Genomic DNA, 10,630 nt, shown 5'->3' on the forward strand with positions numbered 1-10,630 from the left:
CTGCGCGCGAATTCCGACTCGCGGGGAGGCCTGGCTTAACGCGCCGGGCGGAAGCCTCAGGCGTGCCCGTCGAAGAGGCTCGTGACCGAGCCGTCCTCGAACACCTGCTGGATCGCCTCGGCGAGCAACGGCGCGATGGACAGCACGGTCAGCCGCGCGAAGCGCTTCTCCGCCGGGATCGGCAGGGAGTTGGTGACGATCACCTCGCGCGCCTTGCAGTTCGACAGGCGTTCGGTGGCCGGGTCGGACAGGATGCCGTGGGTGGTCGCGATGACGACGTCGGCCGCGCCCTCCTCCAGCAGCGCGTCGGTGGCCTTCACGATCGTGCCACCGGTGTCGATCATGTCGTCGACCAGCACGCACAGCTTGCCCTCGACGTTGCCGACGACGCGGTTCGCGACGGCCTGGTTGGGCTTGTCCGGGTCGCGGGTCTTGTGGATGAACGCGATCGGCCGGTCACCAAGCTGCTGCGCCCACTTCTCCGCGAGCCGCACACGGCCCGAGTCCGGCGAGACGACCGCGATGTCGGCGTCCCCGTAGGTCTTCTTGATGTGCTGGGCCAGCAGGCTCTGCGCGAACAGGTGGTCCACCGGGCCGTCGAAGAAGCCCTGGATCTGCGCGGTGTGCAGGTCGACGGTCATGATCCGATCGGCGCCCGCGGTCTTGAACAGGTCGGCGATCAGCCGCGCGGAGATGGGCTCGCGGCCCTTGTGCTTCTTGTCCTGGCGCGCGTACGGGTAGAAGGGGACGACCACGGTGATCCGCTTCGCGCTCGCGCGCTTGAGCGCGTCCACCATGATCAGCTGCTCCATCACCCACTCGTTGATCGGCGTGGTGTGGCTCTGGATCACGAAGGCGTCCGTGCCGCGCACCGACTCCTCGAACCGCACGAACAGCTCGCCGTTGGCGAACGTGTGCGCGGTCTGCGGGGTGATCGTCGCGTTGAGGTGCTTGGCGACCTCATCGGCGAGCTCCCGGTGTGCTCGACCGGAGAAGAGCATGAGGTTCTTCTTCGGCGTGCCGGACTTAGGACTCATTCGACGACTCCCGCTCGGTTTTTTCGGTTTCTTCGGCGGCGAGCGCGGCTTCCGCCGCCTCCGCCGCGGGTGTGCCCGCCCTGCGCCGGGCCACCCAGCCTTCAATGTTGCGCTGCGGTCCGGTTGAGACCGCAAGCGCCCCCGGTGGAACGTTTCGCCTGATCACCGTGCCCGCGCCGCTGTGGGCACCGTCACCGACCTCGACCGGGGCGACGAACGTGGTGTCCGAGCCGGTGCGCACGTACGAACCGATGGTGGTGTGGTGCTTGCGCACCCCGTCGTAGTTGGCGAAGACGCTGGAGGCGCCGATATTGCTGTGCTCACCGATCGTCGCGTCACCGACGTAGGTCAGGTGCGGCACCTTGGCACCCTTGCCGATGTTCGCCTTCTTCGTCTCGACGAACGTGCCGATCTTGCCCTGCGCACCGAGCACCGTACCCGGCCGCAGGTATGCGAAGGGGCCGACGTTCGCGTTCTCTCCGACCTCCGATTCCGACCCGTGTGTGCGCAGCACGCGCGCACCGGCGCCGACCCGCACGTCGGTGAGCGTCGTGTCCGGGCCGACGACCGCGCCCTCGCCGATCGAGGTCGCGCCGCGCAGTTGCACGCCCGGCTCGATCAGCACGTCGCGCTCGAGGGTCACGCCCGCGTCGAGCCAGGTGGTGGCCGGGTCGACGACGGTGACGCCGGACAGCTGCCAGCGACGCACGATCCGGCGGTTGAGCTCGGCACCGAGCACCGACAGCTGCACCCGGTCGTTGACGCCTTCGGTCAGCCACGGGTCGTCGACCACGAGCGCGCCGACTTTGCGGCCCTCGGCGCAGGCGTTGGTGAGCACGTCGGTCAGATACAGCTCACCTTGGGAGTTGTCGGTGGACAGCTTCGTCAGGCCCTCGGAGAGCAGGGCCGCGTCGAACGCGTAGACCCCTGAGTTGATCTCGGAGATGTCGAGCTGGTCCTCGGTCGCGTCGCGTTGCTCGACGATGCCGCGCACGGCACCTTCGGTGTCGCGGATTATGCGGCCGTAGCCCGTCGGATCGTCGAGAACCGCCGTCAGCACCGTGACGGCGTTGCCGTTCTCCTCGTGCTCGGCGAGCAGGGCGGCCAACGTCTCGGTGTCGAGCAGCGGTACGTCGCCGTAGCTGACCAGGACCGTGCCCTCGACAGCGGCAGGCAGGGCGTCCAGCGCGCAGGAGACCGCGTGCCCGGTGCCGTGCTGGACCTCCTGGACGGCGGTGGTGATCGCGCGGCCGAGCGTCTTGCCCAATTGGTCGAGATGCTCGCGGACAGTCTCCCGGCCGTGCCCGACGACTACCACCAGATCCTGCGGGCCGAGCCCGGCGGCCGCCCGGACGGCGTGTTCGACGAGCGGTCTGCCGGCGATGGGGTGCAGCACCTTCGGGATCTTGGAACGCATCCGGGTGCCCTCACCCGCGGCGAGGACCAAGGTGCTCAACGAGCCGGTCACGGCACTCCCAACCTGCAGACGGGGTCGACTACCGGGCGTCGATCCTACGGAAGCTCTTCCAGGCTCGGCGCCGGGTCGGCCTCCGTCCAGCCCACCGCCCCTTCGCCGGGGATCGCGTTCGTCGTCGCGATCTGGTCCCCGCCACCGCGTTTCGCCTGGTACATCGCGGCATCGGCGCGTGAGAGCACCTGGTCTGCCCGCTCCTGCGGGCGCAGTGAAACGAGGCCGACGGACAGGGTTACCCCGTGCGAGAGGTGATGTGGCAGGGACGACACGGCGTTGACCGCGCGCCCGAGCGCCTGCTTCGCCGCCGAGACCGGCGCGCCCGGCAGCAGCGCGACGAACTCGTCACCGCCGTAGCGGGCCACGATGTCGTCACCGCGCAACGCGTCCCGCACCGTGCTCGCCACGACCCGGAGCACGTCGTCACCTTCGGCGTGCGAATGCTCGTCGTTGACGCCCTTGAACCTGTCGAGGTCGATCAGCGCGACGGCGAGCGGCTGCGCCGCGGTCGACTGGGACAACGTGCGCAGATGCTCGTCGAGCGCGCGCCGGTTCGGCAGGCCGGTGAGCGGATCCTGCAGCGCCTGCTGGCTGATCGCGCCGTGCTGGGCGGACAGCCGCTCGTGCTCGCGGCGGGTGTTCAGCGTCGCGATCTGCGATTCGCGCAGCGACCACAGCTCCAGTTCGAGTGCCGTGGCGTACTCGACGTACGAGTGGAGGTTTTCGCCGCCGAGCGCGTCTTCGGAGTCCAGCCGGGCCAGCTCGCGGGCCAGGTTGAGCCGCATCGACGGCTGCGAGGTGTCCTCTTCGAGGTTGAGCCGCATGCTCTGCAGTGTCTTCAGCGCCTCGTCACGGCGGCCTGCGGCATAAAGGCAGCGGGACAGCGCGATGGCCACGATGACCTGCTCGTGCGGGTAACCCGGCTCGACGAGCAGCCGCTGCAGCCGGTCCACATGCGCGGGATCGGGGACGGCGAACGCGAGCGCGGCGGCCAGCACGCCGACCTGATCGACCGCGGACAGCCCGATCCGGCGCGGGAACAGCGATTCCGCGAAGGGGGCCTCGACCGCGACGGCCATCGACGCGGCCGTCTCGAACTTCGCGGCCGCCTCGGCGTACCGCTCCACCCGTTCCAGCCGCAGCGCCCAGCCGAGCAGCATCTTGATCCGGTTCATCAGCTGCAGCGTGATCTCGTGCGGGCCGGCGGTCTCGCGGATCGCCTGGTGTGCCCGCGCGATGACCTCCTCGGCGGCTTCGTACACGCCGAGCTGGTTCAGCACGAGCCAGCAGTCGATGAGCGCGCTGGCCTGTGTCTTCGCCCATTCCCGGCGTGGTACCTGCATGTCCGGGCGGTCGGAATCGTCGAGGATCGCCAGCGCGCGGGCGATCTCGGTGAGCGCCGCGTCCTCTTGCGAGGCGAGCACGAGCCGGCGGCCGCGCAGCGCGTGCGCGTCGGCGCGGTAGAGCGAGAGCCCGTGGCGGCGGGTGTGGGCGAGCATCTCGTCGAGCAGCCGTTCGGATTCGCCGGCCAGGCCGCGGGTGACGAGCCGGGCGAGCGCCGCCGCGCGCAGCAGTTGCGCGACCAGGATGGGTTCGCCGCGGCGCTGGGTCTCCTCGAGCAGCTCGTCCGTGGTGCGCACGATCTGCAACTGCTCTTCGTGGTCCGTGTGCTGAACCGCCGCGATCAGTTCGCGCGCGCGCCCCACCAGCCAGGCGTCGGACAACTCGGCCAGCGCCGGCCTCTTGCTGGTCTCGCTCTCGCCTTGCAGCGGGGCACCCCCTCGCTCGTCGGGGTCGGGCACGGCAGCTCCGCCGCCAGGATTCGAACCTGAACTGTCAGAACCAAAATCTGAAGTGCTGCCTATTACACTACGGCGGATCGTGCCTGGTCAGGATACCGATACCGGAAACCGGGCCGGGGCTTGGGGTTGCGGCCGGTTCTGTGCTCTCCCCAGCGGGCAAAACCTCCTGTACCGTAACTTACGCAAACGTAGGTAAGGCGACCCTTTCCCGGGTCGTTTTCGCAGGAGGAAGTGGTTGCGCATGACGGCTACGCTGGATCCCACTCCTACCAAAGGCCCGAAACCGCTGATCAATGGTCAGCGCCCGGCCGGCATCCAGTTCGCGGTCTACCTCGGGGTGCTCCTGCCGCTGATCGCGCTCGCGGTCGCGGTGCCCTTCGCCTGGGGGTGGGGGCTGAGCTGGGTGGACGTCGGGTTGTTCGTGGCTTTCTACGGGTTGTCTGGGCTCGGGATCACCGTCGCCTTTCACCGGTATTTCACGCATGGTTCGTTCAAGGCCAAGCGCTGGCTGCGGATCGCGCTCGCGATCGCGGGCAGCCTCGCCGTCCAGGGGCCGGTGATCACCTGGGTGGCCGATCACCGCAGGCATCACGCCTTCTCCGACCGTGACGGCGATCCGCATTCGCCGTGGGCGTACGGCACTTCGCCGCTGGCGATCGCGAAGGGTTTCTGGCACGCGCACATGGGGTGGCTGTTCGAGCGCGACCAGAGCAACGCCGAGCGGTTCGCCCCGGACCTGCTCAAGGACCCGGCGATCAAGAAGGTCGACGAATACTTCTGGCTGTGGACACTGCTCACGCTGACAGTGCCCGGTTTGCTCGGCGGGCTCATCACGTGGTCGTGGTGGGGTGCGGTGACGGCGTTCTTCTGGGCCGGACTGGTGCGGGTGTGCGTGCTGCACCACGTGACCTGGTCGGTCAACTCGATCTGCCACATGATCGGCGAGCGCCCGTTCGCCGCGCGCGACCGGTCGGCGAACTTCTGGCCGCTGGCGATCCTGTCCTTCGGCGAGTCGTGGCACAACCTGCACCACGCGGACCCGACCTCGGCGCGGCACGGCGTCAAGCGCGGGCAGATCGACCTTTCGGCGCGCGTGATCTGGGCCTTCGAGAAGTTCGGCTGGGTGAACAACGTCCGCTGGCCCACCCCCGCGCGGCTGGCACGCCTGGCCGCCGAATAGGCCGGCCCCTCGCCCACCACCGCCCTCAGCGGAGACGCTGCGCGTCGCAGTACTGTCCCTAGTGTGGCGGGAAGACGGCGAGCGAAACGTGAGGCGGCTACCGGCGCGCGGCCGCCGGAGCCGGTGGCGCGCGTCCGGATGACGGGCGCCGAGCGCAGGCAGCAGTTGCTGAACGTCGCTCGTTCGCTGTTCGCGGAGAAGGGTTTCGACGGGACGTCGATCGAGGAGATCGCGAACCGCGCGAACGTCTCCAAACCCGTCGTGTACGAGCATTTCGGTGGCAAGGAAGGGATCTACGCGGTCGTCGTCGACCGGGAGACCCGCCTGCTGCTGGACCGGATGGTGTCCACTTTGCACGGTGGGCACCCGAAGGCGATGCTCGAGCAGGCGGCGAGCGCGCTGCTCGGGTATGTCGAGGAGTCGCACGACGGGTTCCGGATCCTGGTGCGCGATTCGCCCGTGGCCAGTTCGACCGGCACGTTCTCGACGGTGCTGAACGACATCGCGAGCCAGGTCGAGCACATCCTCGGCCAGCAGTTCGCCGCACGCGGGTACGACGAAAAGCTCTCCGCGCTGTACGCGCAGGCGCTCGTCGGCATGGTCGCGCTGACCGGACAGTGGTGGCTCGACGCGCGCCGCCCGAAGCGCGACGAGGTCGCCGCGCATCTGGTCAACCTGGCGTGGAACGGGTTGTCCCACCTGGAGCACAAACCGAAGCTGCGCCTGTACTAGCGGGCCGAGAGATCGGCGAGCAGGATCCGCAGGAGCCCGGCCAACTGGTCGCGCTGCCCCGGTGTCAGCGCGGACAGCAGCCCTTCTTCGTGCGTGAGCAGATCGTCGACCGTGCGCTCGACTTCCGCATGCCCGGCTTCGGTGAGTTCGACGAGTACCCCGCGGCCGTCCTCGGGGGAACGCATCCTGCGCACCAGGCCTTCGCGCTCGCTTCGCGCCACGCGCTGGGAAACCGCGCCGGGGCTGACGAGGGTGCGCCGGGCGAGTTCGCTCGGCGGCAGCCGGTACGGCGGGCCGGCGCGGCGCAACGTGGACAGCAGGTCGAGGGTGCCGGCGTCCATCCCGAGGCGCAGCATCGTCGCGCGGCGGTCCTCGTCGAGGACCCGGCCGATCCACCAGATGCGCGTGATCACCCCGATCGACGCGACGGGCGTGCCCGGCCGCTCACGTGCCCAGGCCTCCTGGATGGCATCTGCGCCGTCGCTTGACGGGTTTTCCGTGACGCCGGTACGGTCGGTCATGACAGTACTTTAGCAATAAAGGATAAAATTCCCATGGCAGATTCCAGGCAAGTCGTGGTGACCGGCGGCGGAACCGGGATCGGATACGCGATCGCTTCCCGGTTCGCGAAGGCCGGGGATGAAGTGACGATCACCGGGCGGCGCGAGAACGTGCTGACGGAGTCGGCGGCCTTGCTGGGCGCTCGTGCCGTCCCGTTCGACGCGAGCGATCCGGCGGCGGTGGAAGCCGCGCTCGCGGACCTGCCGGACCGGGTAGACGTGCTGGTCAACAATGCCGGCGGGAACGTGGAGTTCGGGGGTGGCGGCTCGGATCTGGCCGCGCTGGCCGGCCGATGGCGCGCGAACTTCGCGGCGAACGTCCTTTCCGCCGTGCTGGTGACGACCGCGCTGAAGCCACGCCTCGCGGACAACGCGCGCGTCATCACGCTCGGCTCGATCGCGGCGAACAAGGGCGCGGGTTCCTACGGCGCGGCGAAAGCGGCGGTCGAATCGTGGACCGCCGACATTTCCCGGGAACTAGGCCCGCGCGGGATTACGGCGAATGTCGTCGCGCCGGGCCTGATCGGGGAAACGGAATTCTTCCAGGGCACGCTGACCGGCGAGCGGCGCGAACTGCTGATCTCGCAAACGCGGAACAAGCGAGCGGGAACAGTCGAGGACGTCGCGGAACTGGTCGGCTTCCTGGGAAGCCCGGACGCCGGCCACCTGACCGGCCAGGTAATCCACCTGAACGGCGGCGCCCACCTAGCAAGGTGACCAACCGAAGGCCACCAGCCGCCCACACCCCCCGCCCCTCCGCGAACACTCACAGATCGGGGCGGGGGTGGGTTCTCGCGGCGAGGGCGCCCAGCACCCGGTTCAAAGATGCCTCGCCGGCGGGCAGGCTCCGGGATGACCCGAGGGTTCGCGGTCATCTTGCGTCGGGCGGGTGGTCGGGTTGGGTGGTCATCCCGTCGCCTGCGGTTTGCGTGTATCGTGGCGGTGTCAGGCGACGGGATGACCACCCACGAGCCCTTTGCGTTGTTAGCTGGGGGTGATTCGCAGGAGTTTGTCGTTGCTGCCATCCGAGGTTGTCACGTATAGGGTGCCGTCTGGGGCTGTTCGTGCTGCTCGTAGGCGGCCGTAGGTGTCGTCGAATTCCTTTGGCAGCGTGACATCCGTGATGGTGCCGTTGGGGTCGGCGCCGAACAGCAGCATCTTCTGGCCCTTCAGCGCGACGACAGCCAGCAGCCCATCGAGTGGGCCCCATTGTGCGCCGGTGAGGAAAGTTGCGCCGCAGATGGCTTCGGTGACCTGGCCCGATGTCCACAGTGCACGGACTGCTCCGGGGAAGCGGTCGGTGTCGGTCATCGGGACGCTCTCGTCGTACGACGTCTCGGTACCGCTCTTCGACGGGTCCCAGCCGTAGTTGGCGCCCGGGCGGATCAGGTTGATTTCGTCGTCGAACGTGGGACCGTGTTCGGCGGTGAAGACCTGACCGGTGCCGGGCCGCACCGCCACGCCCTGCACGTTGCGGTGGCCGTAGGTCAGGATCCGCTGCTCGTTCGGATCGGCCGAGGAGATGAACGGGTTGTCCGGGAGCGGCGCGCCCGTGCGCAGGTCGATCCGCAGCACCTTCCCGCCGAGACTGTGCCGGTCCTGCGCGATCGTCGGCCGCGCGGTGTCCCCGGTGCCGACCAGCAGCGCCCCGTCGGCCGCGATGGCGGGTCGGCAGCCGGAATGCCGCCCGCTCGGGTTGACCGGCAGTCCCGTCAGCAGATCCCGCACCTTCGTCGCGCTGCGTTCGTCCGGGGCGAGGGTCCAGGTGGTGAGCCGGATGTCCACCGGCTGCCCGCCTTCCTGGTGGGTCTGGCACATCGTGAACAGGCGGCTCCGCGCGAAGTCCGGGTGCACGACCAGCCCCATCAGCCCGCCCTCGCCGCGCGCGTACACGTCCGAGAGATCGGCCGAGACGTTGTGCGCCCCGGACGCATCCACCAGTGACAACCGGCCCGCACGTTGCGTCACCAGCAGTTTCCCGTCCGGCAGGAAGCCGACGTCCCATGCGTGTTCGAGCCCGCTCGCGAGCACTTCGGTGTGCAGGCCGGTCTCCTGCGGCGGCGCCGCCGTAGTGGTACAAGCGGTCAGCAGGAGGGCGAACGGGACGATTCGGATCCAGCGCATGCGGTCATTGTGGCCCGGCGAGCGCTTCCGCGGTGGCCTGATCGGCGGGAAGGAAGGTCTCCAGGCGCAGTTCGGAAATCGTGACATCGACGGCTGTCGCGAAAGTGGTGATGGCGGTGATCAGCCTGAGTTCACCGAGCGGCGTCCGCAGGCGCAGCGGCACCGCGAACCCGAGGTGGTCCGGCGCCGGAGCCAGCGGGCCTGGCAGGTAACCCGCCAGTTCCGCGAGCATCGCCTCGTGCCGCTCGTGCGGGGCGCGCGCGTTCGCCTGGCGTGGGCGTTCGAGCACATGCCGTGCCCAGTCGTCGAAGTTGACGATCCGCGGCGCCATCCCGCGCGGGTGCAGGGCCATCCGCAGCACATTGACCGGCGGTTCGAGCAACTCCGGTGCGACGCCTTCGGTGAGCAGATCGAGCGCGTCGTTCGCGGCGACCAGATCTCCGAACCGGTCCACGACGACCGCCGGGTACGGGCGGTGCCCGTCGAGCAACCGCCGCAAACCGTCCAGCACCGGCTTCACTGCCGGATCGTCCAGCCGCGTTTCCGGGTAGCTGGGCGCGTACCCGGCGGCGAGCAGTAGCGCGTTCCGTTCCCGCAGCGGCAGTTGCAGCGACTCGGCCACCCGCACGACCATGCCGCGGCCCGGCGTCGAGCGGCCGTTCTCCATGAAGCTCACGTGCCGTTGCGTGGTTCCGGCGCGCAGCGCGAGTTCCAGTTGCGACAGCCGGCGCCGCCCGCGCCACTCCCGCAGCGCCGCCCCGAAATCGTTCACACCACCATCGTGGCATTCCCTCCGGGGAATTGAGCTCATACCGTCACGCGGCAACTGTGGACGGATGAAATTCGGATTGCTTCTGCCCTCCGGGCGGCTGCCGGCCCGCTCGCTCGTCGACATCGCCGTCCGCGCCGAAGAACTCGGCTTCGACTCGGTGTGGGCCGGTGACTCGCTCGTGCGTGCCCGCGTCGAACCGTTGACGCTGCTCACCGCCGTCGCGCAGGCGACCAGCCGGATCACGCTCGGCACCGCGGTCCTGATCCCCGCGCACCGGCATCCCGTCCAGGCCGCGCTGAGCATTACCGCACTCGACCAGCTCTCGGGCGGGCGGCTCGTGCTCGGCGTCGGCGCCGGGTTCCCCGGGTTCAGCGAGCAGGAGTTCGACCTCGTCGGTGTGCGCTTCAAGACCCGCTTCTCCCACCTCGACGACACCGTGACGTTGTGGCGGCAGCTGTGGACCGGGCAGCCGGAATCCTTCCACGGCAAGGTGCTCCACTACGACTGGCTTCCCGAGGTCCCGCCGCCCGCGCGGCCGGGAGGGCCGCCGATCTGGCTCGGCGGGATCACCCCCAACGCGCTCCGGCGCACCGCCCGGCTCTACGACGGATGGTTGCCGTACCCGCCGGACCCGGCCGAGTACGCGAGCGCCCTGGCGACGATTCGCGAGGGCGGGCGTCCGGTCACGCCGGCCCTGTTCGCGACGGTCTACCTCGACGACGACATCGAACGCGGTACGGCGCGGCTCGATTCGTACTGCCGCGATACCTACAACCGGCCCCTCGACGTCATCGGCACGATCCAGGTGATGCTCACCGGACCGGATGTGCGCGCCCAGTTGGCACGATTCGCCGGGGCCGAGCACGTCTTGCTGCGGATCGCCGCCTCCGATCCCGCGACGTTCGAAGAGCAGCTGGAAAAGGTCGTGGACATGCTGCCGTAGGCTGGACGG

The 10,630-nt window shown here is 69.2% G+C and carries 10 protein-coding genes and 1 tRNA gene; 4 read left to right on the forward strand and 7 right to left on the reverse strand.

What is annotated here, in order from left to right:
• Nucleotides 1–56: 56 nt before the first annotated feature.
• From FG385_RS00790 to FG385_RS00805, 4 genes are all read right to left on the reverse strand, one after another.
• Entirely contained in the window at nucleotides 57–1,037 is a 981-nt protein-coding gene (locus FG385_RS00790; protein ID WP_139094614.1) for a ribose-phosphate diphosphokinase, read from the reverse strand.
• A complete protein-coding gene (gene glmU / locus FG385_RS00795) occupies nucleotides 1,027–2,505 on the reverse strand; it encodes a bifunctional UDP-N-acetylglucosamine diphosphorylase/glucosamine-1-phosphate N-acetyltransferase GlmU (protein WP_139094615.1) in 1,479 nt (492 codons plus the stop codon). Before glmU ends, FG385_RS00790 begins: the two co-directional genes overlap by 11 nt.
• Nucleotides 2,506–2,549: 44 nt before the next feature.
• Nucleotides 2,550–4,310: a diguanylate cyclase domain-containing protein gene (locus tag FG385_RS00800; protein WP_456061866.1), complete on the reverse strand. Its 1,761-nt coding sequence runs from the start codon at nucleotides 4,308–4,310 to the stop codon at nucleotides 2,550–2,552.
• A 5-nt stretch (nucleotides 4,311–4,315) separates the two neighbouring features.
• Nucleotides 4,316–4,387, reverse strand: a tRNA-Gln gene (locus tag FG385_RS00805).
• Between the two features lie 164 nt (nucleotides 4,388–4,551).
• Here FG385_RS00805 and FG385_RS00810 point away from each other — a divergent pair.
• Together FG385_RS00810 and FG385_RS00815 are read left to right on the forward strand one after the other, a co-directional pair.
• Nucleotides 4,552–5,490 carry an acyl-CoA desaturase gene (locus tag FG385_RS00810; RefSeq protein ID WP_139094616.1) on the forward strand — a complete coding sequence of 313 codons (939 nt, stop codon included), beginning with the start codon at nucleotides 4,552–4,554 and terminating at the stop codon, nucleotides 5,488–5,490.
• A 138-nt stretch (nucleotides 5,491–5,628) separates the two neighbouring features.
• A complete protein-coding gene (locus FG385_RS00815; protein ID WP_139094832.1) occupies nucleotides 5,629–6,222 on the forward strand; it encodes a TetR/AcrR family transcriptional regulator in 594 nt (197 codons plus the stop codon).
• Here the strand turns inward: FG385_RS00815 and FG385_RS00820 are convergent.
• Entirely contained in the window at nucleotides 6,219–6,743 is a 525-nt protein-coding gene (locus FG385_RS00820; RefSeq protein ID WP_139094617.1) for a MarR family winged helix-turn-helix transcriptional regulator, read from the reverse strand. The genes FG385_RS00815 and FG385_RS00820 overlap by 4 nt on opposite strands.
• A gap of 33 nt (nucleotides 6,744–6,776) precedes the next feature.
• Here FG385_RS00820 and FG385_RS00825 point away from each other — a divergent pair, with 33 nt between their 5' ends.
• Entirely contained in the window at nucleotides 6,777–7,499 is a 723-nt protein-coding gene (locus FG385_RS00825; protein WP_139094618.1) for an SDR family NAD(P)-dependent oxidoreductase, read from the forward strand.
• A gap of 267 nt (nucleotides 7,500–7,766) precedes the next feature.
• Here FG385_RS00825 and FG385_RS00830 read toward each other — a convergent pair whose 3' ends face one another.
• Together FG385_RS00830 and FG385_RS00835 are read right to left on the reverse strand one after the other, a co-directional pair.
• A complete protein-coding gene (locus FG385_RS00830; protein ID WP_139094619.1) occupies nucleotides 7,767–8,906 on the reverse strand; it encodes a PQQ-dependent sugar dehydrogenase in 1,140 nt (379 codons plus the stop codon).
• Nucleotides 8,907–8,910: 4 nt separating this feature from the next.
• The gene (locus FG385_RS00835) at nucleotides 8,911–9,678 is read right to left on the reverse strand and encodes a helix-turn-helix domain-containing protein (RefSeq protein WP_235022291.1); all 768 of its coding nucleotides are present in this window, start codon (nucleotides 9,676–9,678) and stop codon (nucleotides 8,911–8,913) included.
• A gap of 64 nt (nucleotides 9,679–9,742) precedes the next feature.
• Here FG385_RS00835 and FG385_RS00840 point away from each other — a divergent pair, with 64 nt between their 5' ends.
• Nucleotides 9,743–10,621, forward strand: a complete 879-nt coding sequence (locus tag FG385_RS00840; RefSeq protein WP_139094621.1) for an LLM class flavin-dependent oxidoreductase — start codon at nucleotides 9,743–9,745, stop codon at nucleotides 10,619–10,621.
• The last annotated feature ends 9 nt before the right edge of the window (nucleotides 10,622–10,630 follow it).

The sequence above is a fragment of the Amycolatopsis alkalitolerans genome (assembly GCF_006152065.1).
Taxonomy (GTDB): domain Bacteria; phylum Actinomycetota; class Actinomycetes; order Mycobacteriales; family Pseudonocardiaceae; genus Amycolatopsis_E; species Amycolatopsis_E alkalitolerans.

Coding starts and splice junctions, on each gene's coding strand:
- FG385_RS00840 (WP_139094621.1), top strand. CDS start 9,743: ATGAAATTCGGATTGCTTCTGCCCTCCGGGCGGCTGCCGGCCCGCTCG.
- FG385_RS00815 (WP_139094832.1), top strand. CDS start 5,629: ATGACGGGCGCCGAGCGCAGGCAGCAGTTGCTGAACGTCGCTCGTTCG.
- FG385_RS00830 (WP_139094619.1), bottom strand. CDS start 8,906: ATGCGCTGGATCCGAATCGTCCCGTTCGCCCTCCTGCTGACCGCTTGT.
- FG385_RS00820 (WP_139094617.1), bottom strand. CDS start 6,743: ATGACCGACCGTACCGGCGTCACGGAAAACCCGTCAAGCGACGGCGCA.
- FG385_RS00790 (WP_139094614.1), bottom strand. CDS start 1,037: ATGAGTCCTAAGTCCGGCACGCCGAAGAAGAACCTCATGCTCTTCTCC.
- FG385_RS00825 (WP_139094618.1), top strand. CDS start 6,777: ATGGCAGATTCCAGGCAAGTCGTGGTGACCGGCGGCGGAACCGGGATC.
- FG385_RS00810 (WP_139094616.1), top strand. CDS start 4,552: ATGACGGCTACGCTGGATCCCACTCCTACCAAAGGCCCGAAACCGCTG.